The sequence below is a fragment of the Gilliamella sp. wkB292 genome (genome assembly GCF_001690235.1).
Lineage (GTDB): Bacteria > Pseudomonadota > Gammaproteobacteria > Enterobacterales > Orbaceae > Gilliamella > Gilliamella apicola_F.
On the sequence record NZ_LZGO01000072.1, the window covers coordinates 1 to 26,864 of the forward strand.

A 26,864-nucleotide genomic window follows, 5' to 3' on the forward strand; every position below is an offset into this window, starting at 1 on the left:
TTTATGGAATTTAGATGGATTGAAATTTCGTACGTTGCTTGTTTTGTAACGTTTTCTTTTCGGTGAAAACGCCCGAGTAAAGAGAGGTTTATGTGATCTTCCCCAAATTACTCGCACCATCCATTTTTGCTAACTAACTCTGTCGGTTCGGGTTACCCTTTCCGCAGCAATTTTACATTAGCAGCTTAGCCTTTATTACCTCTTATGTACTATCCATAATTTAAGAATTAATTTGATGTTCTAGACGTTAACGCTTGGCTAAAATAGGAAGTTACAAGCAAAAAACAAGCAATAGCACTAAAAAGATCTGTCAGGATAATTTGGTTTGATAAAAAGATTGACGCAAGAATAGGAAAAACGATCGCACGAAAGCTCGTGATATTTTACTTATCTTCGTGTAAAAATAGAATTCTGTGGAAAATGTATTTTGTGATCTTAACTTTAACAAATTTAAATTATCGTTTTGATCTGTAGAAAATTATAATACCCATGTGACAACCATATCAATTAATCATTTGATTAATTGATTAATTTTATTGATTTAGGTTGATTTTTAGTCGTTCATCTAAAACGATGTAAAAAGTAAAATAACTGAAGAAACACAATGCAACACTTTTTTCACTCAATAACGTTAACGTTTGTAAGAAATATCTAAAATATAATCAGTTAGTTACTTTTTTAAATGAATATATTTCCATTATAAATCTTTAAAATTAAGATTATTTTTCCTAAAAAATTTATTTTAGTCTTTAAAATCGTGGTTTTGATCATTTAATAATTTTTAAGCGGAATTTAGGACCTTCTATCCCCGCTACTCAACTTTCTTGCGATAAACACACAACCCATTCGCCTCAATCGAGGCGAATGGGTTAAGTTTCGACATCATAAAGTTTTGGAAAATCTACGCTATTTTACTCTCCCCCCCAAAATAAGAACTAAGGTTTGAGTTCTGAAGCACAAATCCCGTAGTACAAACCTGCAGGCGTTACCCAATGAATAAGTCCGTAGTCGCCGTGCGCATAATACCAGTAGTCACCATGGGAGTATTTGTCGTTAGTCCAATAATACCAATAAAAGTTAGCATTAGTGTAATATAGCATATAACCCCACTCAGAAAAAAGACCGGCCCCGATGTGTCGTTGGAAATAATTCCCCGATGATACAGGTGTAGCAGTAATTATATCGTCATCTGATGGATAAACAGCATTGGTTAAATCCCTTATATTAGGAAGTTGATAACCTATATTTTTACACCAAGATAGTTGGTCGTTGTAATTTCCCATAACGGTTCCACGATTGACAAACCACTGCTTTAATTCAAATCCATATTTAGCGACAGCGTTACCACTACTGTCACGACCAACTAACTCGAATGTCTGGGGTAAAGATGGTTTAGCTATTTTATCCGGCTCTCGAGAACTCCATTGTGATGAGGTTGCAGCAGGACCAGTTAAGGTAACGCGAACACTAGTATTCGTTGAATTAGTCATCGTCGCTGTAATTCCACTATGAGAAACCGGCTCCCAAGTTAATGCCTGATCAGTATTGCTAATATCTAAATCAAAGAACAAACCATTAGCTCCAGTAGTCGGGAAATTTGAACTATAAGATGATGGTGTAGCTGTTTGAGTTAGGAAACCTTTATTATAATGCCAGATATTTTCGGGACCTGCATAGATACCTATGTTATATACCAAATTACTCGGTTTAGCAAAACAAACCCCTGGTGATTCTTTAGGATTAAAATAATAGCTAACATTACCTGCACCGAACTTAATGCTATTAGGAAAGCCATAACGAGTGGTCAATGTGCTTTCGGTACTAGTTAATGTAGCTTTATAAGGCGCGTTACAATACATTGGTACAGTATTTCGTGATACAGTTCTATTATTTTTATCAACAATAGACAAACTTAGACTGCCTGTAGCTGTAACATCAGAATCACCATCATCATCTCCCCAATAATTATAATTTGAATCAATAAGAGTATTTAAATCGACGGAATTAGTATCAGTAGGAACCAACATCCCTATATCAGCAAAACTCTGATCTGCATCAGGTAAGACGATTGGTGTTACAGTTGAAGGGTTGGTTGAAGGTGTGTATTGTGTACCGTCGGATAAAGTAATACTTAACAGTCCCTCAGTCGTGGTGACTTTAGTCTTACCATTATCAAAAGTTAAATAGGGCGCACTACCATGAATGACTTGCGCCGTCGTTGCCGACAATGCTTGAGTCGTAGCGGCATACAGCAATAATAACCATGGTATCGATGCTAAAGCCAGTTTAGATAACGGGCCTGATGCTTGAATTTGCGTAAAAAACAGGGTTGGACGTAAGATTAACCTTAAATTTATCGCTTTAATTAAGCGATAGCATAACGCTAAACTAAATGTACATCTTTTGCTTACTCTGATTGCTGAAAAACGATGGTGAGTTACCTTGCTTCGATGAAATAAGTTAAGTGTAGAAGTAAGAGTTGAATTAAGCTTTAACCTAAAGAGAGATTGGGGAGTTTTTAAAACATTGTTTTGCCAGCGCTGGTGTCTGGTGTCTGGTGTCTATAATTATACTGCATAGCGTTCCATCCGTCAACTAATCTGTTATTTTATTTGATTTTTTATGTTAAATGGCTATAAATCAAGCTCAAATAAGCTTAATTTTTTGGAATTATAAGGCTATGATAAAAAAAAGTCACTCATTCAGCCGAATTATTTGTAAAGAAATGTAAATAATACCATAAATAATAAACGCTAATAGCCTTTAAATAGTCAGATATCTTTGAAATATAACGGATTATTTTCTATTCGAAAATATATCACCCGCTTGTTTATTAAAGTTCTGAATAGATTTTATGGAATTTAAATGGGATAAAATTTCGGACGTTGCTTGGTTTGTAACGTTTTATTTTCGGTGAAAACGCCCGAGTAAAGAGCGGTTTATGTGCCCTTCCCCCAAATTACTCGTATCGTCCATTTTTGCTCACCAACTCTGTCGGCTCGGGTTACCCCTGCCGCTGCGACTTTACATTGGCAGCTTAGCCTTAATTACCTCTTATTGCCTTCCAGTAATTTGAAGATTAAGGATAAGCGCAAACCCCAAAATAAAAGTTGCGAGGACCGTCGCCTCGAGCGAGAACACTACCATCGGTAGTCTTAACAATAAAGCTTTGAGAATTGTCATTGTCAATTGCCCAAATAGAGCCGTAAGAATAATTATTCAGGTTATTTCCCCATTCAGGGATCAAACCTGCACCAATATTACGATTTGAATAGTTACCTGTTACTGATGATGGTACCCCACCAGTCCAGGATCCTCCGGTGGCGTTTGTTAAATCTTTTATCTTTGGCATACGATAGCCTATCATTGCTGAACACCAGGAATTTTGATTCACAAAGGAAACACCTTTACTGAATCGCAGGATAAACCACTGCTTTAATACAAAACCATATTTTAATACCGCTATATTATTACTATCATAACCGACTATTTCAAAGGTTTGTGGTAAACTAGGAGTAGCAATAGAACCTGGCGATGCTGAATTCTGTTGGGCGATTGTTGCCGTCGGACCATTGAGAGTGACTTGAATATAATATGGAAAATTTGGATCTGTTATCATATTGGCGGTAATCTCACCATGAGAAACGGGTGGCCACGTTAATGATGCGACATCAATACCACCTAAGTCAATATAAAAAGATAGTTCATCAGCACCGGTTGTAGGAAAATTACGACTGTAGCTTGCTGGCTCAGTTGATTGTACAAAAAAACCTTTATACAAATCCCAGATATTGGTCGGACCGTATAAATTTTCAGGATAGCTCATCAAATCTGTAGTTGGTCTAATGGCACAAATGGTCGGAGTACCTTTAGAATTAATATAATAAGTGGCACTACTACCCGCGAAACTACGATTATTTGGTACCCCATACTGCGTAGTTAAACTAACATCAGTACTAGTTAATTCTAATGAGTAAGGCGCATCACAGATATTTAATATTTCATTACGATTACTTTGAAACAGATATTTATTAGTAATATTGACACTTAAGCTACCCGTAATTGTAACGCCATTAGCACCCTGGCCATCACCATCATCATCCCCCCAATAATGATAAGGTTCGCCAATAAAAGCACTTAAGTCAATGGAATCGGCATCGGTAGGTACCAACATATCAATATCGGCAAAGCTCTGGTTAAGTTCTGGGAGTATTATTGGTTTAGCTTTGCTTGATGTGTTATTAGCTGGAGTGATGCGCGTACCATCGGATAAGGTAATACCAAGCAACCCATCACTAGTGGTAATTTTAGTTATACCATTATCAAGAGTCAAATAAGGTTCATTACCATTAATTACCTGCACTGTAACGGCCGATAGCGCTTGAGTAGTAGTGGTATAGGGCAATATTAACAACAGTATTAACGCTAAATAGCGCTTTATATTGAAAACAATATATGGCGGAAGATTAACCAATGATAGCTGTCGTCGACAATGATGTTGGGAGCTGGGTTGGCGAACGTGCGATACTAAACCACATAGCAACCTCTGCCTAAAATTAGATACGCAATCACACTTTAATTTGAGCAGAAAACGAGGGACTAAATCGAATACTAAACTAAGTTTTAAATTAAGCTTTAGGTGTAATAAATCAACTAAGGTGTGTTGATATAGATTTTTGACGTAAGGCTGCCAATGCCTTGTGTCTTTATAAAGCATAACGCACAATCCTTTAAACAACTTTTTGTTTTATTTACACTTTTCCATTTTGGTGCGCAAAAAAACTAAACGATTAATTTAACGCTCAAAGTATAGCATCTTAGTAAAATTTAACTACCGATTAACGGCGATTATTTGTAAAGAATGGTAAATTAATAGGGAATGTTATTACTATATGAAAGTTATTAATTTCTGCTTATAAGTTATTTAACTAAAATTGCGAGAAAGTATAAAAATAGACTTAAGTCAGTAAGGTTCTTGTCATGCTTATTAACCTTAATATATAAAGGCATTAAAGCCATATTACCGATGCATGCCATTATTGAAGCCAATGTACCTGTCTGTGTATTCAATATTGTACTTGATTTGATTTAATATTGGTGAAAGTTGATTGATAAAAAAGCGAATTGATAGACCTGTTCGAAATAGTTTTTAAATATAAATCAATTTTTAACTGGAGTGATATTAGCTAGCTTGGTGCCAGTGGTCGGACTCGAACCGACACGCTTTTAAGGGCGGCGGATTTTGAATCCGCTGCGTCTACCAATTTCGCCACACTGGCACTTAATGTGTAAAGAAGTAAACGTTGGCATTATACTAAGCTTTACAATATCTGCAACAGTTATTCTTACAAACTGTTTTAGTTGCCTAAAATTCCAACTATTACCGACGTTTCCATGCTGGAAGTTTTTTTAAGATTATATAAGCGGTTTGCTTAGCAACAGAATAATCTATATTGTGATTTTTTGCATAACGTAATGTGACTTCTTGCCATTTTTCGTCAAACGATTTCATACTACCATCTTGATGTGCACAGTGTTTACAATAATTTTTAGACATATCGTGCAATGGATAATCACCAATAGTTGTCATTGGCATGCCACAAGCAATACACATTTTCATAGCAACATCTCGTTTGAATGATTAAAAAATTAAAAATTTTGTTTTCAATACAATGTTGAAAATGCTACTCCGAGTTTAAGTCGATTACAAGACACCGTGAAGCAATAGACAATAAAAATAAAATTGACTGATTTAATATAATGGTTATGTTTTATTGTTAATAAAAATATAATTAGTTTAGGCAAGCAAAGATTTTACCTATCTTAATCAATAGGTTAGATATTAAAAATTATTTTTTACAAAATATAATTCAGCCATTACTAACTTTATTAGCAAGGGTTACTTTTTATTTGATCATCTCAATGAAATCATGAGAAAATTCAATTCAAAATTTAGTCAGCAGCGATAACCGAATTTGAAGAGTGATGATATTTATCAATCGAGATCAGAAACTGATTAATGCTCTTTCAAACCTAAACCTTTACTTAATACTTTAAAGCAATCATCACAATCATGTGTCGCTGCTTGTAGCAAGGTTTGCGTTGGTGCATGAATAAGTTTATTCGTTAATTTATGCGAAAATTCAGCAAAAACTTCATCTATATTGGCACCTTGCTTAATGGCATTGAGTGCTTTATATTCTAATTCTTTCTTAATATGTTCGGCATTATTACGATATTGCTTAACAAAATTAACAGCCTGCCTAGCTTTAAGCCAATCGATAAATTGTTCAGCTTGTTCTTGAATAATATATTGTGCCTGCTTAGCCGCAATTGAGCGCTGCTGTAAATTACTTTCAACCGTTTTTTGGAGATCATCAATGGTATAAAGATGAACATGGTTAAGTTGATTAATCTCTTCTTCTACATCACGAGGAACAGCTAAGTCTATAAATAACATTTTGCGGTTATTTCTTGCTAACAATGTCCGCTCAACCATGCCTTTACCAATAATAGGTAAAGGGCTTGCCGTTGAACTGATTACAATATCAACATCTTTAAGTCGATTGGCAATATCTGGTAATGAAATAATTTCTGCATCAATTAGCGAGGCAAGTTTTAATGCTTTTTCACGGGTACGATTTGCAACAATAACATGATTAAAACCATGCGGTTTTAAGTACCGAGAAATAAGCTCGATGGTCTCTCCTGCCCCAACTAACATCACATTTAATTGTGGAGTATCAGTAAAAAGATTTCTAGCAATTAAACAAGCAGCATAAGCAACAGAAGCAGTATTAGCACCAATATTAGTTTCACTACGAACAGTTTTGGCAACATGAAAAATTTTTTGAAATAATTTTTCTAATGTTAACGACAAACAATGATTTTTTTGCGCCTGCATATACGCAGTTTTAACTTGTCCTAAAATTTGTGGTTCACCAATAATCATGGAATCGATGCCACTTGCAACCGACATCAAATGTTCAACCGCTTGTCGACCTTCATACCAATAAATGGCGTTTTGATACTGAGCTATATCAACATGATGAAATTGACCTAACCAAATCTCAACAGACTGTTTTAATTTTAGAAAATCAGTATCATGCTCGTAACCTAAATAGATTTCTGTGCGGTTACACGTAGACACAATAACACACCCTTCAACTAAAGGATGTTGATAAAGGCTATATAATGCTTTATCCACAATTTCATTGGGAAAAGCGATTTTTTCCCTTAACGAAAGTGGTGCAGTTTTATGGTTAACACCTAATATTGTAATTGACATTGCTTTTTTTCTATTATGAGTGATATAACGTTATTATTAAGCGTTTTGTTGTTTTTATTATACATAAAAAAACAATAAAGTTTAATTACAGTTACTTTTTCTTATTCTAACGATTTTCAGTTATAATAAATTTATATTAGGCAATTTTAATGGGCTAATTCATGACTAAAATCAATTATCTATTTATTATCGTTTTATCTTTGTTTATGACCGCTTGCCAAGTCAGCAAACAACAAAACTCGACATCTATTGTAAACCAATGGCAAAATCATCAGCACGATCTTGAACAGATAAATACGTTTCAAGTTAATGGAAGTATTGCTCATTTCAGCAACAAAACCCGTAGTTATGGTCGCTTTTTAATTAACCAACAATCAGATGATCGTTTCGACATAAAATTGACTACACCTGTTGGAACTAGCATATTGAGCCTAAAAGTAGAACCTAATTATGCACAACTTATTGATAAAGATGGTAATAACTACAATGGCAATAATATCGAAGATTTGATGAGTAAGGTGTCTAACGTTAATATTCCATTAAACTCTCTTCATAATTGGTTAAAAGGTTATTCTAATAATAGTTCTGCCGATAAATTAGATAAATCAGGCAGATTAACCGCGACTGAATTTATACAGAATAATAATAAATGGCAGTTAAAGATTCCAAGTTACTCAACGTATACTTTTAAAAATAAGAAAATTGATCTACCTTCGTCAATTGAGCTAAATCATAATGATGAGCTAATTCGTTTAAAAATTAGTAATTGGATCTTACGATAATAGGTAATAATAATGAAACAGTGGTTATCGCCTGCAAAACTGAATTTATTTTTATATATAACTGGTCGTCGTCCAGATAATTACCATAATTTACAAACTCTGTTTCAATTTATTGATTTATGCGACACTCTCACTTTTACCTTGCGTAAAGATAATAAAATTAATTTATTAACGCCTTTTGATAACGTTCCTTATGATAAAAATTTAATCGTTATTGCTGCACAGTGTTTAAAAAACTATACTCAACGCCTCGATCTAGGCATTGATATTACCATCAACAAGAAAATACCTATGGGTGGAGGGCTAGGTGGCGCCTCATCAAATGCAGCCACAGTATTAGTTGCGCTCAATGAGTTATGGCAACTCGCTTTACCAATTGAAACATTAATTAATCTAGGACGAAAGCTTGGTGCAGATGTGCCTATTTTTATCTATGGGCATGCAGCATTTGCTGAGGGAATTGGTGACCAGCTACAATCTGTTGATTATCAAGAAAATTGGTATTTAATTACTTACCCAAATATTGAGATTTCGACAGTCGAAATCTTTAATGATCCTGAACTAAAACGTGATACCCCTGTTCGCACTATTGAGCAACTGCTTTCTCAACCATTCGAGGCGTTCAGCAATGATTGCGAAAATATTGTCGGTAAACGTTATCCTAAAGTACATCAAATTATTAGCTACCTATCGCAATTTGCGCCGACCAAACTGACAGGTACTGGAGCTTGTGTATTTAGCTTATGTCACTCACAGCAGCAAGCGCAAGAAATACAATCAAAACTTAATAACTTTTCGGTAGAAAGTTTTATTACACGATCGCTAAATACCTCACCGTTATATCAATAATTATCTACAATTTTCAGAACATTATCGGTTAAAATACCTTAACCTTCACTATAAGGTTAAGGTTTATTCAAACAAAAACTCAGTTTAAAAACGCCACTGTTAATTTTTATTGCTTGACCGATTCAACGGGAATAATAAATAGATGTTTATCATAATATTCAACGCAATATAATCCTTCATAGCTGGTATAGCCTTGCTCGTTCAATTTGGCTTTCAACCAATCTTCATTTTTATCAATCGATTGTAATGCTTCATCATTGGGTTTTTCGTTTTCAAGAACAATAACAGATATATCTTTATCACCCTTTTTCACAATAGTTAACTGACCATTAGGCTCAAGAATTGCTTTTTCAACAGCATTAATAGTAAAAATATTTTTCATCCTTAATAATACTGCAAAGCTAGCAAAATCAATATTTACACCAGCAAAAGCATCTAACTTAATTTTACCTTTATCCATTAATATGATTGGATTACCGACAATAAAAGCTTTTGCATTTTGACTTCTTTTCTTTAGATAATTAGAGGTATACATAATAGTTGTCCACATCAACAATACCACTAAAAAATCAAATACTGTTAATTTAGGATTATAAATAATACCACCAGCAATACCACCTAAAATCATATTACCGATAAAATCAATGCTCGACATTTGAGATAACGAAGTTTTGCCGGTTATTTTTAAAAATAAAATTATACAAATAAAAACAACCAGTAATTTAAATGCAATAACTAAAAAATCATGATAATTCATACTTGTATCACCCTTATAATGATATTGCCAAAATTACACAAACAACGAAAAAGTTATTCAGCTTAAAACAGAGATTTAAAGCTGAATTTCACTTTATTTTTATAACCTTCGCTATCAACTGAAAGAAGTAAATTTAATGATTAATTAAGATGCGTAACGACACCCCATTTTATTGCAAGTTGTTCTTTATTTGAATTTGGTAACCAATTATTAATTTCATCAATTAATTTTTTATTATTCAACTGTACCATGTAAGCTTTATAACTTTCGGTACCTTCAAATGGCTTAACTGTCGCTAAACATAAGACATTAGGCTCTTTGTTTTCATAATAATGACCTTCAATCAGATCTGTCACCATCATATCAGCGGTTTTATCTCGTAACGCTTGAAGGTTATCAATATTATTTTTTACACGAATGATTTGTGCAGTATGAATATTTTGATTAACAAAGCTTTCATTGGTCCCTCCAGGGTTAACGACAACTTTAACATTGGGTTGGTTAATCGCGTCTAAATTTGATAATTGAGGTGCCATATCACATGCGGCTAACGCAATCTTACCATTAGGAACAACTTGGTCAGATAGTAAAAATTTAGCTGCACGATCTTTGGTATAGGTCACGCCACCCATTGCAACATCATACTTATCAGCAGCTAAATCTTGGGAAAGTGTGGGCCAGCTTGTAATATAAAATTCAGGTGTAACATTTAATTTTTTAGCTAAATCTTTTGCCATATCAATATCAAAACCAACCAACGAATCTTGATTATCATAGAAAGCAAGTGGTGCATAATCAGCAGGCACACCAATTCGAATTGTTTTTGAGCTGATGATTTCATCATAAGTACGAGCTTGAGCAAGTCCCGAGCAAAGCAATAATGCCATAATGGCAGTTAACTTTTTCATCTAATTATTCCTTTTAATAACCTGTTAGATCCAAATAAAACATAAATAAGACAAATTAAATCAATTAATTTCATCTAGAAAGATTTACTTTCAATAGTTAATTTACTTCGACTTTACTATTAGATTGGATATTAAGCCATTTAGCAATCAATTTTATCACCCTGTATTAGTTTGTTTTTAGACTTTTGGATGAATAACTGTGAGTTTTTGATAGTCAGCTAGATTATTTTATGATTATTAAATCACATAAAGCAAAAGCTATCATCACCATAGATTTTATTGAAAAACGATGCTTACTACCTATCACTGTTGTTTTTATAGCAATTTATCAAACAAAGGAAGCAAGAATTGATCTTAATGAAATTTAATAGCATAACTAGGATAAACTTAATGATTACCCTATTTTCTTCCCCAAAAACATTATAGTTTGAGTTCTTGAAGTTTATTTATGCCGCTCTAAGCCCTGTAAGAACTAAAGATAGGCAAAAATTGAATATAGAAAATTAGGAAAAATCCATAGGATAAATTCCCAAACATATTGGATCTATTGAATTGCATACAGAACCAATGCTTTTAATACCTATAACCAATACCATGAATTGTTTTAATCAAACAAGGGTTTAAAGGATTAATTTCAATTTGTTTGCGCAATTTAGAAATGTGTTGATCTATAGTTCGACTATTTGGCGAGTAATCATATCCCCAAACATAATCAAATAACGTGTCTCGAGTCACAACTTGATTTTTATGCTGATATAAGCATTCTAATATTCTGATTTCACGTAATGAAAGTTCGATAATCTGATTATTACGCTTAGCACATAATTCAACGGGATAGATTTTTAAATCCCCAAAAGGAAAAAAATCATTAACGAGTTGACTAGATTGCTTGGATTTTAAGCAACGTTTAACTATAGTTTTAATTCTAGCCCGTAATTCATGAACGCCAAATGGTTTGCCCATATAATCATCTGCACCTAGTTCTAAACCAATTACTCTATCTATCTCTTCATTTTTAACTGACAAAAATAAAATTGGAATATCTTCGTCAGATTTACGAACTTCACGGCAAACTGAATAACCATCAAGCTCTGGCATCATGATATCCAAAATAATAAAATCAGGGAGGCTCTGCTTGAATAATTTCAAAGCAATTTTACCATTGGCGGCTTCTATAACTTTATAGCCTTCTTGTTTTAAAATATCCGCAATCACCGTACGAATATTTTTATCATCTTCAGCAATTAGAATCTTCATGTTTACTCCGTCAAAATCAATGAGAAAGCAACACCTGGTTTTTGATTAGTTACTTCAATAGTTGCATTCAAATTATTTGCTAATTGCTTAGCAATTGTAAGTCCAATACCTGTGCCAGAATATTCTTCTGCAGATGATAAATTTATGCTATAAAATGGTCTAAACATCTGTTCTAATAAATGATTAGGAATACCTTTCCCATAATCACGAACAGTAACCACAATTTTACTTTTTTGTTTATTTAATACTAAATCAACTTTTTTACCATCCGATGCATATTTTTCAGCATTATTTAGAAAATTGCAGATTATATGCACAACACTATCTTCATCAGTATCGATAAAACACTCTTTTTTAGAGTTTATAATTAGATTGAATTGTAACGATTTACTGTCAAAAACTGGTTTAAATGTAGAATAAACTTGTCGAACAAGCTTTGTTATATTTACAGACTTTATATTCAGTTTTATCATCTTATTAAAAGTCAAAACATTTTGGACTAACCGTGTTAACCTTTTACTTTCGCAAATAATAACATCGATATAATCAATGAGTTGACAAGGTTCATTACTTAATTTTTCTTTTAATATTTCGCTATATAGTATGATATTAGTTAAAGGGATCTTAAACTCGTGGGAAAGTTGATCTGCTAAATTTAGTTTTGGCTCAGCCTTACATAAGGTTTGAAAGTATTTTCGATAAAAATATATAATTGTCAGAATAAGTAATATAGTAAACAAAATAATTAAAAAAATAAAAAACGCATAAGAGTAAGTTAAAGATTTTATTTCAAAATAATAGAGTACTTTCCAAAATGGGGAAAGATAATCAAGATTAATTTTGATATTATTGCTATATAGTTTCTCTTTTGAATGGATCTGCTTATCATGATTAAGTAAGGTAAAATTATTACCTATTGATACTTTATCAGCAAAGAATGGATTTTCAATGCCTTTATCTATTGAATAAAACTCTGAACCAATTATGGTATTATCCTCAATTAACCAATAGAGTATATGATTATAATCTTGGTACAAGCTAAATTTAGCTGGAAATAATTCTGATATGATATTGTGATTACTTAAAGTAGTTTTCTCATATTTGATTGGTTCTGTTAATTTAGTCCAATATTTATGATTTGGACTAATTAAACAGCTAATTTTATTTCTCTCAATTTCCAAGTAGTTTTGTATACTATTTTGAGTTTCCAGCAAACGTTCAATATCATTTTCTTTATTTTTTAAATCCAAATTAAAACGATCAAAATGCATTGAACATTGGCTAAAACAAGATTCAATCATAGTATTTACATTTTCGAAGCAAGTCTGCACTAGTTTTTGTCGGTTATTTGGAGTTATAAAACCTTTATTTTCAGTACTCCACCAACTTAAATAGCTAATAGCAATAATAAATATAAAAATTGATAAAATTGCTGTTAATGTTTTCATAAATTAATTTTTATAATAGCAAACTGTTTAAATTAACATTGTTTTCATTGATGTTTTTACGATAAACGTCACACCACTTTCAATATAAATTACCAAATAAAAAATAACTTCCACAGGTGCTTAACACCCAAAACTACTATGAATTTTTTAATCTTTTTAAGATATCCATAGAGTAATGGAGATTAAAGTTCAATTACTAAAGCTAAATTCATAAACCTATCACTTATTTGAATTAAGCAATACCGACATCAAACAAATTAAGGTTTAACCTTATTTTTTGGATAAAAATAACCATAAAAAGCTAAGCAACAACTTATTTTTGATAATTAACCTTATAATTTTATTTTTGTGAAAAATTTGTGCAATTATCATCTTTTTGTTAATTAAACTGTCTATTTTTTGTATTTAATTGCAAAAAATTGTAAAAAAGCCATTTACAAAAAATTATTGGAACATGTTTTTATTATTAACAATAATTTTAAATTTTAGTTATATTACTTTGAATATTTGTTAAAAAAATTACTGATAATTTGTAACATACATTTTGATATCATCAATACAAATAATGCATATATACTGCTCATTATATTAATCAAATTACGAGAAGTTATGTCAAAATCAATTATAATATTGAAATCATTTCGTTAGATTTACATATTATTTTCGATTGTAGTCAATTTCTATTAAATTTGACACATTTTCAATTAGTTGATGATATAACTTGATAACCTAATTATTACAACTAATTTAGATCTATGACAATGTATTGAACCACAAAGAAAATAATAGATCACTCTTCTAATAGGCAAGCTATTAATAGGTTCGTCTATCATAGGCGATCATAACAAAAAAATAAATAGCTATAAATGATGTATAAATTATTTATAAAGAAAAAGAAAAATAGTGTTTGGTTATCATTTATTAGTTCGTAAGTTAATTTTACAAAATATATCACTCAATTATTTAACAAGTAAATTGCTTAGATTTTTCAATATAATAAAATAATCAAGATTATTAGTTTAACTAAGTGTGTTTGTAGCAGTTAATTAAAACAACTGTACGAATAAAATTTCCAAAATGTCTAAATTTACATAATCTTTACTTAATAAAATATTGAGTATTAGATATGAATAAAATGATAGTTACTAAAGTGCTAAAGACTCATTGATTATTGCCAGCATTGAGCGCAAAGGTATATAATAGAAGATTAGCCATTGTTATAGAAAAATGTAGAGAACATCTAACATGACTCATATACAAGAAAAACTTACACTGATTAAAAACAGTATTATCACTATTCCAGACTACCCTAAAAAAGGCATTTTATTTCGCGATATTACCAGCTTATTAGAAGATCCTATCGCGTTTAAGACTTCTGTTGATCTATTAATTGATCATTATAAAGATAAAAAAATCGATAAAGTTGTGGGTACTGAAGCGCGAGGCTTTATCTTCGCTGCACCCATTGCGTTAGCTTTAGGTGTTGGTTTTGTGCCGGTTAGAAAACCAAATAAGCTACCTCGCCATGTATTTAAAGAAGAATATCAACTTGAATATGGTACAGATACGCTCGAAATTCATTCCGATGCGATCAATTCTGGAGAGCGCGTATTGATAATTGATGATCTGTTGGCTACGGGTGGCACAGTTGCAGCAACAGCAAAATTAATACAGAGATGTGGTGGTATTGCAGAAGATGCCGCTTTTGTTATCAACTTACCTGATTTACAAGGTAAAACCAAATTAACTCAAGCTGGTATTAATTGTTTTACACTCGTTGATTTCGAAGGAAAATAATCCACCTTAATATTAGGGCGAAACTTTCGCCCTATTGTACTTGGCAGGCTCCTATTTTTTCATCAATGATATCATTGAAAAATCCAAATAATTTTTTATATATCGAGCCCGCTCAAAAAATCCACTTATTGATGCAATACTTAGACTGCTCTCGATGTCAAAGGGATTATCCTACTATTGGGATAGATATCAAAATGCAATTTCAATTGTTGAAAATAACCTTGCTATACATGATAAATTAGTCAATAACGCCCTACATAATAATTATTGAATGACATTGTTCAAAACGTACTGCGCCACATTACAAACAATCAATAAGTCATCTATTCACCAATTGAGGACAGTTAAATCAATTAAAAAAGCCCTGACACTATCTTCCTTGAAGAAGATTGGTAAAGGTATTGCCATTAAACCACTTGAAGCCCCCATTTATGTGCCTTTTGATGACATAGTGAATGGACTATTTCATAGCAAACACGCCGTGGGTTCAATATCCGAATTAGGGGATGAATTACTGATCTATATTGGACAAAAAACAGTCGCGCTGGAAGGCAAATATTTTAAGGCATTTATCAATACTGGCGACAAAATTAAAAAAGCGATAACTCATTCAATTCGATACCAATAGCTTAATAAAGAAGAATAGAATTAATTTGTTAATAGCAATAGCGATAACCAACCGTAATAATTTTATGACAATTACAATACCCTTAGGCAACAGTGATTAGCCCTGTTCGATTACTGATACTATCAAAACAAAGCTAAGTATCACAAAACCAAGTACTCAAATGACTAAATTGTTACGTTCTATCATTAAAAAACCCGTGAAAGTCATAATCTCAAATTTTACTAACAACAATTAAACAAACAAAATAATTGCATAAAAAATCAAATTAACACTTGATTAAGCATTTAATGTGAATTATTATTCAAAAATAAAGCATAATTATTAAAAAAGGAAATAAATAAAAAATGAAAAAATTTAGTCATATTATTGCCAGAACACCCGCTAAATCACTAATTAATGGGCTAACATCAGCTAATTTAGGTAAGCCCGATTATCAAAAAGCCTTAGATCAGCATAATGATTACATTCGCGCTTTACAGCAATGCGATGTTGACATCACCATTCTTCCCGCTGATGAACGTTTTCCTGATTCTGTATTTGTTGAAGATGCCGTACTTTGTACGCCGCATTGTGCAATAATCACAAGACCTGGTGCCGAAAGTCGACGAGATGAAACAACTATCATTGCCGATACCATTGAACGTTTTTATCCAAATAAAGTCGAAGCCATTACAGCACCGGGAACGGTTGAAGCTGGCGATATTATGATGGTTGGTGATCATTATTATATTGGTTTATCGGCGCGTACCAATCAAGCTGGTGCCGATCAAATGATTGCCATATTAAAAAAATATGGCATGACAGGATCAGTTGTTACTTTAGAAAAGGTTCTCCATTTAAAAACAGGCCTTGCCTATTTGGAAAATAATAATTTACTTGCAGCTGGCGAATTTATCACTAAACCTGAATTTCAACACCTTAATATCATTGAAATTCCTGAGCAAGAAAGCTATGCCGCTAACTGTATTTGGGTTAATGATCGCGTCATTATGCCAGCCGGTTATCCGATCACAAAAACAAAAATCGAAGCATTAGGTTATCAAGTCATCGAAGTCGATACATCTGAATATCGTAAAGTTGACGGGGGGGTTAGCTGCATGTCACTACGATTTTAATGTTGATGTATTAAATGACGCTATTTTTAACCCTTTAAAAAAGATAACAACATGAATACACCTACAAAAACAAAACTTGGTATTTTGCCACTAACCTTGTTAGTGGTAGGCAGTATTGTTGGCAGTGGTATTTTTAGTTTGCCGCAAAATATGGCCGAAGCATCGGGCGCCGGATCAATTTTAATTGCTTGGGTAATAACCTTAATTGGCATGTTAATGCTAACACGAATCTTTCAATATTTATCGATTCGATTTTACAAAATCAATGATGGATTATACGGCTATGTTCGTGAAGGTTTTGGTGACTATATCGGCTTTAATGCAGCATGGGGATATTGGATATCCGCCTGGATGTCTTGTGCCAGCTATTTAGTCATTTTATTCAGTGCATTAGGCTCGTTTGACTGTTTGAGTTTTTTTGGCAATGGTACCACATTGCCAGCTGTCATGGGTGGTTTGCTTTTTTTATGGATTGTCCATACTTTTATTTTAAAGGGAATTTATCGCGCATTTTTATTAAATTGTTTAGTTACTCTGGCTAAAATTGTGCCCATTGGTTTGTTTATTATTTGCGTGATTCTTGCATTTAAAATCGATACCTTTGACACCAATTTTTGGGGAACACCACAATTAGGATCGGTCATTGATCAGGTCAAACATACCATGCTCTACACGGTATGGGTTTATTTAGGTATCGAAAGTGCGACGGTTTATGCGTCACGGGCGAAAACAATTTTAAGCATTAGCCGAGCAACCTTTTTTGGCTTTGCAATTACTAGCCTATTATTAGTATGCGTTTCGGTTTTATCGCTAGGAATCGTACCCCAACAAGAACTTGCCGAAATGAAAAATCCATCCATGGCTTGGGTGATCGAACGAGTGGTTGGCAGTTGGGGAGCGACATTTATAAATATTGGTTTAATTGTTTCGGTCAGTGGCGGGTTACTCTCTTGGTTATTACTCGCAGCTGAAATGCTATTTTTAACCGGACATGGCAGCAGACACACTGTACCGAGTTATTTTGGTAAGATCAATAAAAACGGCACACCTGTTAATGCATTGTGGCTTACCACCGTGCTAATTAGTGTTTTAATCATTCTTGCCCACTTCTATCAATCTGGTTATAACACCCTAATTCAACTCTCAACATCAATGGTGTTAATCCCCTACTTACTTTCGGCGCTATTTGTTTTTAAATTGGCGGTTAAACAACGAAAAACCTACTTAATTTTTATTGGTAGTATTGGTTCAATTTATGGATTTTGGTTGATTTATGCTGGAGGCATTGTTTACTTATTACTCTCTATGATTTTATACAGTGTAGGTTTATTATTTTATCTCTATGCAAGAAAACAACGATCACTTCCAGCTTTTAGTTTTTTACATGACAAAATCTATGCCATAACTATTGTCATATTAGGGATGACTGCGATTCTATATTTTTATGTGTAAAGCTATTAAACGAATTATCAAGCATTATTTTCGAAACAGATAAAAATCGACCAATAAAGCTCGAAAATCATCGGAATAGCGCCCATCCTCATCTCGCATACAAAGATGCTGTTCCAAAACAGCATCACAAGGCTGAAAAGCAAAAGTCATTAATGACAAAGAAAAGGATTTGTTGGCAGAGTACTTAACTTTGAGTTCTTGCTGTAAATATAAATGATTAGACTTAGCTAATAACTTAAATTGATTGGATAAGTGATAAGGCAAAACCAAACAAAACCTACCCTTTATGCTTAATAACCGTTTTACAACATCAAGAAGCTGTTGATAGCTCAAACTTTCAGTATACCGAGCTAATTGCCTTTGACGATCACGGCAATCAACGGCTGATTCAAAATAGGGAGGATTGGTAACAATCAGATCATAACAACCAGATGACTCTGTTCTAAATTGATTGATATCTCCCTCAATGGCGTTAACCTTGCTAAAATCAGCAGAAAAGGCATTTTGCTGACACTGGTTTACAGCTTGTTTATCAATATCAATAGCATCAACCTGACAATCATGATTAATAAGGCGCGCGGCTAACATTAAAGCAATCACACCACAACCCGTGCCAATATCAAGTACCTGTTTAGGTGCATGTGCAATCGGTGCCCAGGCGCCTAATAAACAACTATCGGTTGTTACTTTCATCGGGCTTTTATCATGAGCGACAAAAAAATGTTTAAAGGTAAAACCACCTTTTTTGAGTGATAAATGATTATTTGGCATCAAGACTCTTTTTAAATAACGGTTTATTCGAAGCAATGGCATCAGCCCAACGCGTCGGTTCAGGCAAACGATAACCACGTAAACAGCGTGTTACCCATTCTAACGCACTATCTTGGCTAACACGATGACCCGGCGAGATGAATAATGGATTACAATTATTTTTACTTTGTAACACCCAACCAATTTGTTGTTGCTTATCAACTAATGGGGTAACTTGACCCGCTATTTTAGGAATCGGAGAAAATTGACCACATAAGCGTTTTTTTGCCACACCAATAGTTGGCATATCTAACAATAATCCTAAATGGCTGGCAATACCCAAACGCCTCGGATGCGCAACACCTTGACCATCGACCAATAAAAGATCTGGTTTATGCTTCACTTGCTCCCAAGCGCTAAGTAAAGCGGGATATTCACGAAACGATAAATAACCGGGAATATAAGGAAATTCAGTTTTTAAGCGTGCAATATGATACTCAACTACTTTAAAATCAGGATAAGTTAAAATGACAATAGCCGCTCGAGTGACATGACCGTCATCTTCAAATCCAACATCGGTCCCCCCCACTAACTTTATTGTGGGATTAAAATCATCAACCAATTTTACCTGATTGGCTAAGCTTTGCTGGGATTGCTTTAATTGTGCTAAATTGATAGACATTTTTATTCTGCTGGGTATTATTATCGGCAATAAAGTGATTTTAACAGAATTAGTATGCCATATACATTAACAAATCCAGTTGAATTGACTGAAGAAATAAAAAAAAGCCGTTTTATCGTCAATGCTGCGCCCGTCACCACTGCCGATCAGGCAAGCCAATTTATTGAACAAGTTAGCGATATTAATGCTACCCACAACTGCTGGGCATGGAAAATCGGTCAACACTACCGCTTCAATGACGATGGCGAACCCACCAGCACCGCAGGTCGCCCTATTCTATCAGCAATTGAAGGACAGGATTGCGATCAAGTCGTGGTAGTGGTTACGCGCTATTTTGGTGGCATAAAATTAGGTACAGGTGGATTAATTCGTGCTTACGGTGGCAGCGCCAGCCACTGCTTACAACAAGCCCAGTTGATCGAACTCATAACCCGTATTCCTCTACAATTTCACTGCTACTATAACGAATGGCCGATTATTGAAAATCGCCTAAAAGAACTTGATGCCATTATCGAACATCAAGATTTTGACGCCGAAGGCGTAGAAGTTAGATTAGCAATCACCCAAGATAAAATAGCAACATTACAAAAAAATATCAGTGATATAACACGTGGTAGAGTGGTGATAGAGAAATAACATTCTGAAAATGTTATGTTACTATTTTTTATGATTTAGGACATTAATGGTTTGGCGATATTGAGGTTTATACTAAAATGCCCACTTTACTTCAACGTCTAAGAAAGAATTGTTTCTATTTATTAAGAAATTCGTTTCTTTAATTCTTAATTTTTGGGCACTAATAATTGGGTGATTTTTCTTTTCAGTAAAAACGCCCGAATTGGGAGATTTGTGAAAAATCCCCCGAAGCTACCTGTGTCATCTAGGATACTTACCTCTTCGAACCATCATCTGTTCAAATTTTTTCCATAAAAATGTGCGCCACAAAATGCTAGAAAGGGGGTCTGCAACGTCCCTTGTTCTTCGCGTTGTGTAGTTTGCTGATTTGTTGCTAACAAAGGCCGTACCTTACCTAACATCCTATAGACATGCACTACTCTCATTTGTCAGCGTTTTATCATTGTGCAAATATTAAATTTAACAATATCAATAACTTATTTATCTATTTTTATATTTGTGAGTGGAACTATTTTAGATCTTTTAATAGACTTTGTCATTTTAGGAAGGCTATACGAAAACGCACGCCTGTCCTTGGATTTTGGGTAGACTTTTAGTCTGAGAGGATTATTTAACTACCTACACGGCAGTGAACCTTGCAAACGTTGTTTAGGCGCACCGACAATATTTCTAAACTACCTACACGGCAGTGAACGCTAAAACCCGTTCATTTGCATTAATGACAGCTTTCTAAACTACCTACACGGCAGTGAACTAGCGTGTCAAATACTATAAACTGTGTTTGGACAAAGGTAAATAGTGTTTTGGGTGGTTCAACCCCTTTTTTTTAATGAACTTGTAAATTATTGATTTTATTTGATTTAAAATAAGGTCAAAAAAAAGGGTTAAAAACTCGCATAATTTGGATTAGGTAGAATTTCAGACGTTAATAGTTTAATGTTTTTTCATAACGATAATTACATCCAAAAACCAAACTAACCCAAAATCTCCTATGTCTACCTAAACTCAACCAGATCACCAATTTCTTGGCTGAGGATTATCATCAGTTCTAGTATTTGCCGATCGCCATGAATGAACATATAAAAGGTATCTAAGCGCGGATAGAATTTTTTCATTTCTTTGCCTTTTGGTGTTTCGGCTGGGCAAAAGTTGAAAGAGAGTACTTCATGCGTTACCATAATACACATAAAGTCCTCCCAGTAGAAAACCCCTTCCATGTCCATTGCTTTATAATAGAAGCCTTCTTCATAAAAAGCACAGTATGACTCACATGGCCATTGTGCATTTTTGTAAAGTTTTTTTAATCGTCTTATTTCGGAAAAGACAGCTATATAATGGCTAATTAAAGAGAACACCATACCAATTCCAAAGAGCATAATAATAAATGCCACACTAGTCATCATTTTCATTGGCAGACGAAATGTTGCCGTAATTAAAACAATGAGGATAAAAGCAACGATCGATCCACCTAAACATAAAAACCTTTTTTTAGGGAGAAACATGTGGTGAATCATTTTAGCAATTTTGGGGAGGATTTCATCGCGTGATTGTAATTTAAAATGGCGATCAAATAAAAATGTTGCCTGTTCAGGATCAAAAGCAATATATGGTTCTTTTACCTGTTTTTTCATTATTTTTTCCTTATTACTATTTTATTTAGATTTTAATTGTCTTTTTTGTAAAAAATCAAAATATTTTTCATAAAATAATATTATTTTGCGAAAATGGCTATTGAATTTTTTGACAGGTTGTTCTGTTGACTAAAAAATATAAAGAATTTAATCGTTATATAACGATTATTTACTGCGAAACTCTTTGTCGTAAGCTATCATCTTGAAAAGTATTTTTGTTCATTTTTTCAGTATAGATTAGTACAATTCAATAGTTGCTTGATATAGATAATCTCATTACAATGATGTGAAAATAGTCTTTAATAATTGAAAATATGATCACCTACCGCGATGCCACTTTAGCTGATTTACCTTTTATCGTTGATGTCTACAATTCAACCATTGCTAGCCGCATGGTGACAGCTGATACAAAAACTGTTTCAGTACAAAGCAAAGTGGCATGGTTTGAACAACATAACCCTCAAAACCGCCCACTTTGGTTAATTCAATACCATAATCAACCATGCGGTTGGGTTAGTTTATCATCCTTTTATGGACGACCTGCCTATAATAAAACAGTCGAAATTAGTCTTTATATCCACCAAGATTTTCGTGGTAAACAAATTGGTCAAGATACAGTAAAACATATTGAGCAATTTGCTCAAAAAATAGGTATAACAGCTATTATGAGCTATATCTTTGGTCATAATATTCCAAGCTTAGCGTTGTTTAAAAAAATGCAATATCAACAATGGGGACTATTTCCCAATATTGCTGAGCTTGATGGCGTTCAACGTGACTTAATTATACTTGGTAAGCGATTGCCCTGATTTTCATCATTACTCATTATTCCCTACTGTTATAAAGGATCTTTTTTTAATGCGCATAGTCAATGTATTAAAAATACTTACATCACAAGCTAAAATCACAAATGTTTTAATAATGTTAAATGTGGGTTATTTTGTGGTATCACGATTATTAGGTTTCACTACATTAACCTATATGACTGATGAACAATTCCTTATTCTTTGGGGAGCAGATAATGCGGAATTAACCTTATTTTACCATGAATATTGGCGCTTATTTACCAGTATGTTTGTGCATGCTGATTTGACACATTTAGTAATGAACATGCTTGCCTTATGGAGCGTAGGCCCTATTTTAGAAAAACGCATACCAACTTTTGTGTATATTGGGATCTACTTGTTTTCCGGTTTGTTTGCTAACTTAATCAGTGACTTTTTTTTACTTTATCAACATGTGGTTAGCTGCGGTGCGTCGGGCGCCATTATTGGTGTTATCACCTCACTATTAGCTTATAGTTTAGTATTTAAAACTAATTTCGAAGAAATGCCAATCAAAGCTATCTTAATTAGTTTAGTCTTAACCGCAGGACTGGGATTGTTACCGTCTATTAATAATATTGCCCATGTAGCGGGCGCGATTAGCGGATTTATCATAAGCTTTGCTCTCTTTACTTGTCTTAAATTGGCCCATTATCCAAGTAAATTAGGCATGATACTGCTTTTAACTTTACTTGTAATTGTAGCGGCTATATTCGTTTTATTGGTCTATGAATTAACCCCATATGAAGAATTATTTTACAAATATCTGGAGCTATATCATAAAAATGACTGAAAAAAAGCGCGAATGATTCATTTCATACCGCGCTTTTGTAATGAAAATATATCGCTAAAAACTATTTAAAATACGAGCAGGATCGACTTTACAAGCTCGCTTAGCAGGATAATAACTCGCAACTAAGCTTAATAACATAGCTGTAACAAATACTATAGCGACATCGGTAAAATGAATTTCTGAGGGTAAAAAATCGACAAAATAGATATGGCTATTTAAAATTTTATGTCCCATCAGTGATTCGACTACTTTCATAATATTTGATAATTGCCATGCAATTACAACACCTAATATTACGCCCATTAAACTCCCAATCAATCCAGAAATAATGCCATACCAAATAAAGATATGTTTGATCAGGCCATTGGTTGCACCAAGCGTTTTAAGTATAGCAATATCACGTTGCTTATCTTTCACAGCAATAACAAGTGTAGATACAATATTAAAACAAGCAACGCCAATAACTACAATCATCGCCAGATACATAATTTGTCTTATCATCTGAATATCTCGGTACATAAAACCATAAGCGTTTTCCCAACTATTAAAAGACAAATTCATATTCAAACCCAATGTAGCTTGAGCAATAATACGGCTTGCATCGAATACTTTATCGACATTAACCATAACACCCGTGACACTGTCACCCATGTCCAGCAACTTTTGTGCATCAGCTAGAGGCACTAAAGCCACATTATTACTTAAGCTACCACTTAAATCTAAAATACCAATAACGTGTAAACGTACGCGCTTTGGTTGTTTAAGTTGAGTTGAGCCATTGGTTGATACTGGAAGTAATAACGAAACCCAGCTGCCCTCTTTTATTGATAATGTTTTGGCTAATCCTGCACCAATAATCACCTGTTGACTATCAGATTTAAATTCTTGCCATTTGTTATTCAATACAAATTTAGGCAGCGCGCTTGTTTGGCTTTCTTGTTCAGGATCGATACCTTGTACTTCAACCGCACCAAGTTTGCTACCATTTTCAATCAAACCAGTAAAATTGACAAAAGGCACTGCTGAAACAATATCCTTATTTTCTTTTAACTCTTTTTGCACCTGACGCCATTGTTCTAAATTGCCATATTGCGGATATAATTGTCCATGCGGTACAACCGATAAAACACGATTATGTAATTCGCGTTCAAAACCATTCATCGCACTTAAGCCAATTATTAAAGCAGCAATACCAATAGCGATACTCATTGTTGAGATAATCGAGATTAAAGACAGCATGCCACTTTTACGCCGACCTTTTCGAAATTTAATAGCCGTTATTAATGATAAATTCATAGTTAATTTTCCAGTAACGGTTTGTTTGACTCACAATTACTCAACAATTGCCCATCACTCATAATTAACTGTTTATCCAGCTTTTTGGCCAAACTTAAATCATGCGTAACCACTAAAAAAGCGGTGCCGTGTTCACGATTTAATCGAATTAACAAATCAAAAATAGTATCGGCAGTTGATTTATCGAGATTTCCTGTTGGTTCATCCGCCATCACTAATGCAGGATTATTGATTAATGCACGGCCAATAGCGACTCGTTGGCGTTCCCCACCCGAAAGTTCAGCCGGTCGATGGTTTGCTCGTTTCACTAAGTTAACCGATTCTAACATTGCCATTGCCCGTTTTTTAGCTTCGTTAGCCGAAACACCACCAATTAATAACGGCATCGCCACATTTTCAAGTGCAGTAAAATCGGGTAAAAGGTGATGAAACTGATAAACAAAACCAATTTCTTGATTACGTAAATGCGCTTTTTGCACTTCAGACAATTGATTAAGTTGTTGTGATTTAAATAAGATTTCGCCAGATGTTGGTTTATCTAAGCCACCGAGCAAATGTAAAAGTGTACTTTTACCCGAGCCAGAGCTTCCAATAATAGCTAACATATCGCTACGATAGATATCAAATGATACATTTTTTAACACTTCGGTCACCATTTTGCCTTCTTTATAGGTTTTATAAAGATTTTTAGCGCAAAGTAGTATTTCTGAATTATTCATAACGTAAAGCCTCGGCAGGTTGAATATTGGCTGCACGATAAGCAGGATAGATAGTTGAAATTAGCGATAACATAAGCAATCCAATGATAATAAATATAATTTGTGATGGTTCAACCAACGAAGGTAACTCAATACCTGCAAATGATAACCCCAAAACTTGCATAAGTTCATTCAAATTCAAAGCAAGTAACAGGCCAATAATACTGCCTAATAACGTCCCCATCACGCCCGAACTGGCACCTTGAATAATAAAAATCAGCATAATTTTAAATCGTGATAATCCTTGAGTTTTCAGGATTGCAACTTCACCTTGTTTTTCCATCACTAATAAACTTAACGAAGTGATGATATTAAATGCAGCGACAATAACAATTAAGCTTATCAATAAGCCCATCACATTCTTTTCCATTTTTATAGCCTGAAATAACTCCCCGCGTTTGGCACGCCAATCATTAAATATCAAACCATCGGGTAAAGGCGTATTTGTTACCACTGCGATATTTAGAGGGTTATCTAAAAATAGACGCCAGCTTGTAATCATATTAGCGGGATAACGTAACAGATTTCTTGCATCGGATTGGTTAATATAAATTAGCGCTTGATTGATATCATGATTGACCGAAAATAACCCAACAATATTGAATAAACGCTGAGAAGGGATCCGCCCTACTGGGGTAATCTGACTGGCATCTGTGACCATCAAACGAATTTTATCACCAACTGTCACCCCCAATTGATTTGCTAATGTCTGCCCTAAAATCACGTTATATTGCCCAGCTTGTAGATCAGCTATTGAGCCACTATAAATATAATCATTGATAGGATCTTCATCTTCTGCTGTAATGCCCATTAATGTGCTTACGGTAATACTTTGTTCACTTTGTAATATTACATCGCCAGTCACTAATGGTGTGATTCGATTGATGCCCTTAATACTATTAAAAAGCGTGCTTGGCGTGAGATTAGGATCGATTCGACCTTGCGTTGAAGTAATTTGTGCTTGGGGGAAGAATTTTAAAATACTATTTTGCATTTGATTTTCTAGCCCATTCATTACCGACAACACGACAATTAAGCCAATCGAGCCTAGCATAATCCCTATCATCGATAACCAAGAGACAAAACGACCAAAGCCATCTGTTTTTTGACCATAAACATAGCGTAAACCGATATAAAAAACTAATGGGCGAAATATTTTTGACATAAACGTATATATTACCTAAAACTTTTAATGAAGTTTACTCGTTAAATA

23 protein-coding genes and 1 tRNA gene are annotated in these 26,864 nt (G+C 33.8%); 9 read left to right on the plus strand and 15 right to left on the minus strand.

The window, feature by feature from the left end; all coding sequences use genetic code 11:
• Window positions 1–935: 935 nt before the first annotated feature.
• The 5 genes from A9G09_RS09500 to hemA form a co-directional block, all read right to left on the minus strand.
• A complete protein-coding gene (locus tag A9G09_RS09500) occupies window positions 936–2,255 on the minus strand; it encodes a hypothetical protein (protein ID WP_065634596.1) in 1,320 nt (439 codons plus the stop codon).
• An 824-nt stretch (window positions 2,256–3,079) separates the two neighbouring features.
• On the minus strand, window positions 3,080–4,717 hold the full coding sequence (locus A9G09_RS09505; RefSeq protein ID WP_065634597.1) for a hypothetical protein: 1,638 nt from the start codon (window positions 4,715–4,717) through the stop codon (window positions 3,080–3,082).
• A gap of 475 nt (window positions 4,718–5,192) precedes the next feature.
• A tRNA-Leu gene (locus A9G09_RS09510) sits at window positions 5,193–5,279 on the minus strand.
• 101 nt (window positions 5,280–5,380) lie between these two features.
• Complete coding sequence (locus A9G09_RS09515; protein WP_065634598.1) at window positions 5,381–5,620, minus strand: zinc ribbon domain-containing protein; 240 nt, start codon at window positions 5,618–5,620, stop codon at window positions 5,381–5,383.
• A gap of 396 nt (window positions 5,621–6,016) precedes the next feature.
• Window positions 6,017–7,288 carry a glutamyl-tRNA reductase gene (gene hemA, locus A9G09_RS09520; RefSeq protein ID WP_065634599.1) on the minus strand — a complete coding sequence of 424 codons (1,272 nt, stop codon included), beginning with the start codon at window positions 7,286–7,288 and terminating at the stop codon, window positions 6,017–6,019.
• A gap of 161 nt (window positions 7,289–7,449) precedes the next feature.
• Here hemA and lolB point away from each other — a divergent pair, with 161 nt between their 5' ends.
• On the plus strand, window positions 7,450–8,070 hold the full coding sequence (lolB, locus tag A9G09_RS09525) for a lipoprotein insertase outer membrane protein LolB (protein ID WP_065634600.1): 621 nt from the start codon (window positions 7,450–7,452) through the stop codon (window positions 8,068–8,070).
• A 9-nt stretch (window positions 8,071–8,079) separates the two neighbouring features.
• Window positions 8,080–8,919 carry a 4-(cytidine 5'-diphospho)-2-C-methyl-D-erythritol kinase gene (ispE, locus tag A9G09_RS09530; protein ID WP_176700973.1) on the plus strand — a complete coding sequence of 280 codons (840 nt, stop codon included), beginning with the start codon at window positions 8,080–8,082 and terminating at the stop codon, window positions 8,917–8,919.
• Window positions 8,920–9,025: 106 nt separating this feature from the next.
• Here the strand turns inward: ispE and A9G09_RS09535 are convergent, their stop codons facing one another.
• The 4 genes from A9G09_RS09535 to A9G09_RS09550 form a co-directional block, all read right to left on the minus strand.
• Window positions 9,026–9,676, minus strand: coding sequence for a DUF421 domain-containing protein (locus tag A9G09_RS09535; protein WP_065634602.1), 651 nt, complete (start codon window positions 9,674–9,676; stop codon window positions 9,026–9,028).
• A 140-nt stretch (window positions 9,677–9,816) separates the two neighbouring features.
• A complete protein-coding gene (locus A9G09_RS09540; RefSeq protein ID WP_065634603.1) occupies window positions 9,817–10,584 on the minus strand; it encodes a transporter substrate-binding domain-containing protein in 768 nt (255 codons plus the stop codon).
• Between the two features lie 573 nt (window positions 10,585–11,157).
• Window positions 11,158–11,841 carry a response regulator transcription factor gene (locus A9G09_RS09545; protein WP_065634604.1) on the minus strand — a complete coding sequence of 228 codons (684 nt, stop codon included), beginning with the start codon at window positions 11,839–11,841 and terminating at the stop codon, window positions 11,158–11,160.
• Window positions 11,842–11,843: 2 nt separating this feature from the next.
• On the minus strand, window positions 11,844–13,289 hold the full coding sequence (locus tag A9G09_RS09550) for a sensor histidine kinase KdpD (protein WP_065634605.1): 1,446 nt from the start codon (window positions 13,287–13,289) through the stop codon (window positions 11,844–11,846).
• A 1,245-nt stretch (window positions 13,290–14,534) separates the two neighbouring features.
• Here A9G09_RS09550 and apt point away from each other — a divergent pair.
• From apt to A9G09_RS09570, 4 genes are all read left to right on the plus strand, one after another.
• On the plus strand, window positions 14,535–15,086 hold the full coding sequence (apt, locus tag A9G09_RS09555; protein WP_065634606.1) for an adenine phosphoribosyltransferase: 552 nt from the start codon (window positions 14,535–14,537) through the stop codon (window positions 15,084–15,086).
• Between the two features lie 271 nt (window positions 15,087–15,357).
• The gene (locus A9G09_RS09560; RefSeq protein WP_081297541.1) at window positions 15,358–15,714 is read left to right on the plus strand and encodes a PTS glucose transporter subunit IIA; all 357 of its coding nucleotides are present in this window, start codon (window positions 15,358–15,360) and stop codon (window positions 15,712–15,714) included.
• A 344-nt stretch (window positions 15,715–16,058) separates the two neighbouring features.
• Entirely contained in the window at window positions 16,059–16,829 is a 771-nt protein-coding gene (gene ddaH, locus A9G09_RS09565) for a dimethylargininase (RefSeq protein ID WP_065634608.1), read from the plus strand.
• 51 nt (window positions 16,830–16,880) lie between these two features.
• Window positions 16,881–18,281, plus strand: coding sequence for a basic amino acid/polyamine antiporter (locus A9G09_RS09570; RefSeq protein WP_065634609.1), 1,401 nt, complete (start codon window positions 16,881–16,883; stop codon window positions 18,279–18,281).
• Between the two features lie 24 nt (window positions 18,282–18,305).
• On the opposite strand, the gene A9G09_RS09575 is transcribed toward A9G09_RS09570, so the two are convergent.
• Entirely contained in the window at window positions 18,306–19,052 is a 747-nt protein-coding gene (locus A9G09_RS09575; RefSeq protein ID WP_065634610.1) for a tRNA1(Val) (adenine(37)-N6)-methyltransferase, read from the minus strand.
• Window positions 19,042–19,713, minus strand: coding sequence for a deoxyribonuclease V (nfi, locus tag A9G09_RS09580; RefSeq protein WP_065634611.1), 672 nt, complete (start codon window positions 19,711–19,713; stop codon window positions 19,042–19,044). Before nfi ends, A9G09_RS09575 begins: the two co-directional genes overlap by 11 nt.
• A gap of 54 nt (window positions 19,714–19,767) precedes the next feature.
• Between nfi and A9G09_RS09585 the strand changes: the two genes are divergently transcribed.
• Window positions 19,768–20,349: a YigZ family protein gene (locus A9G09_RS09585; RefSeq protein WP_065634612.1), complete on the plus strand. Its 582-nt coding sequence runs from the start codon at window positions 19,768–19,770 to the stop codon at window positions 20,347–20,349.
• A 995-nt stretch (window positions 20,350–21,344) separates the two neighbouring features.
• On the opposite strand, the gene A9G09_RS09590 is transcribed toward A9G09_RS09585, so the two are convergent.
• A complete protein-coding gene (locus A9G09_RS09590) occupies window positions 21,345–21,980 on the minus strand; it encodes a hypothetical protein (protein ID WP_065634613.1) in 636 nt (211 codons plus the stop codon).
• A gap of 314 nt (window positions 21,981–22,294) precedes the next feature.
• Here A9G09_RS09590 and A9G09_RS09595 point away from each other — a divergent pair, with 314 nt between their 5' ends.
• Both A9G09_RS09595 and A9G09_RS09600 read left to right on the plus strand, forming a co-directional pair.
• On the plus strand, window positions 22,295–22,789 hold the full coding sequence (locus A9G09_RS09595; protein WP_065634614.1) for a GNAT family N-acetyltransferase: 495 nt from the start codon (window positions 22,295–22,297) through the stop codon (window positions 22,787–22,789).
• 49 nt (window positions 22,790–22,838) lie between these two features.
• Window positions 22,839–23,597, plus strand: a complete 759-nt coding sequence (locus A9G09_RS09600) for a rhomboid family intramembrane serine protease (protein ID WP_065634615.1) — start codon at window positions 22,839–22,841, stop codon at window positions 23,595–23,597.
• A 54-nt stretch (window positions 23,598–23,651) separates the two neighbouring features.
• Here the strand turns inward: A9G09_RS09600 and lolE are convergent, their stop codons facing one another.
• Genes lolE through lolC form a run of 3 tightly spaced genes read right to left on the minus strand, consistent with a single transcriptional unit; the run spans window position 23,652 to window position 26,807 of the window.
• Window positions 23,652–24,893 carry a lipoprotein-releasing ABC transporter permease subunit LolE gene (gene lolE, locus A9G09_RS09605; RefSeq protein ID WP_065634616.1) on the minus strand — a complete coding sequence of 414 codons (1,242 nt, stop codon included), beginning with the start codon at window positions 24,891–24,893 and terminating at the stop codon, window positions 23,652–23,654.
• Window positions 24,894–24,895: 2 nt separating this feature from the next.
• The gene (lolD, locus tag A9G09_RS09610) at window positions 24,896–25,612 is read right to left on the minus strand and encodes a lipoprotein-releasing ABC transporter ATP-binding protein LolD (protein WP_065634617.1); all 717 of its coding nucleotides are present in this window, start codon (window positions 25,610–25,612) and stop codon (window positions 24,896–24,898) included.
• A complete protein-coding gene (lolC, locus tag A9G09_RS09615; protein WP_065634667.1) occupies window positions 25,605–26,807 on the minus strand; it encodes a lipoprotein-releasing ABC transporter permease subunit LolC in 1,203 nt (400 codons plus the stop codon). The genes lolD and lolC overlap by 8 nt, the downstream gene beginning before the upstream one ends.
• Between the last annotated feature and the right edge of the window lie 57 nt (window positions 26,808–26,864).

Coding starts and splice junctions, on each gene's coding strand:
- A9G09_RS09560 (WP_081297541.1), top strand. CDS start 15,358: ATGACATTGTTCAAAACGTACTGCGCCACATTACAAACAATCAATAAG.
- A9G09_RS09595 (WP_065634614.1), top strand. CDS start 22,295: ATGATCACCTACCGCGATGCCACTTTAGCTGATTTACCTTTTATCGTT.
- A9G09_RS09590 (WP_065634613.1), bottom strand. CDS start 21,980: ATGAAAAAACAGGTAAAAGAACCATATATTGCTTTTGATCCTGAACAG.
- A9G09_RS09535 (WP_065634602.1), bottom strand. CDS start 9,676: ATGAATTATCATGATTTTTTAGTTATTGCATTTAAATTACTGGTTGTT.
- lolB (WP_065634600.1), top strand. CDS start 7,450: ATGACTAAAATCAATTATCTATTTATTATCGTTTTATCTTTGTTTATG.
- A9G09_RS09505 (WP_065634597.1), bottom strand. CDS start 4,717: ATGCTTTATAAAGACACAAGGCATTGGCAGCCTTACGTCAAAAATCTA.
- ddaH (WP_065634608.1), top strand. CDS start 16,059: ATGAAAAAATTTAGTCATATTATTGCCAGAACACCCGCTAAATCACTA.
- apt (WP_065634606.1), top strand. CDS start 14,535: ATGACTCATATACAAGAAAAACTTACACTGATTAAAAACAGTATTATC.
- A9G09_RS09570 (WP_065634609.1), top strand. CDS start 16,881: ATGAATACACCTACAAAAACAAAACTTGGTATTTTGCCACTAACCTTG.
- lolD (WP_065634617.1), bottom strand. CDS start 25,612: ATGAATAATTCAGAAATACTACTTTGCGCTAAAAATCTTTATAAAACC.
- A9G09_RS09600 (WP_065634615.1), top strand. CDS start 22,839: ATGCGCATAGTCAATGTATTAAAAATACTTACATCACAAGCTAAAATC.
- A9G09_RS09550 (WP_065634605.1), bottom strand. CDS start 13,289: ATGAAAACATTAACAGCAATTTTATCAATTTTTATATTTATTATTGCT.
- nfi (WP_065634611.1), bottom strand. CDS start 19,713: ATGTCTATCAATTTAGCACAATTAAAGCAATCCCAGCAAAGCTTAGCC.
- A9G09_RS09575 (WP_065634610.1), bottom strand. CDS start 19,052: ATGCCAAATAATCATTTATCACTCAAAAAAGGTGGTTTTACCTTTAAA.
- lolE (WP_065634616.1), bottom strand. CDS start 24,893: ATGAATTTATCATTAATAACGGCTATTAAATTTCGAAAAGGTCGGCGT.
- A9G09_RS09585 (WP_065634612.1), top strand. CDS start 19,768: ATGCCATATACATTAACAAATCCAGTTGAATTGACTGAAGAAATAAAA.
- A9G09_RS09515 (WP_065634598.1), bottom strand. CDS start 5,620: ATGAAAATGTGTATTGCTTGTGGCATGCCAATGACAACTATTGGTGAT.
- hemA (WP_065634599.1), bottom strand. CDS start 7,288: ATGTCAATTACAATATTAGGTGTTAACCATAAAACTGCACCACTTTCG.
- A9G09_RS09545 (WP_065634604.1), bottom strand. CDS start 11,841: ATGAAGATTCTAATTGCTGAAGATGATAAAAATATTCGTACGGTGATT.
- A9G09_RS09540 (WP_065634603.1), bottom strand. CDS start 10,584: ATGAAAAAGTTAACTGCCATTATGGCATTATTGCTTTGCTCGGGACTT.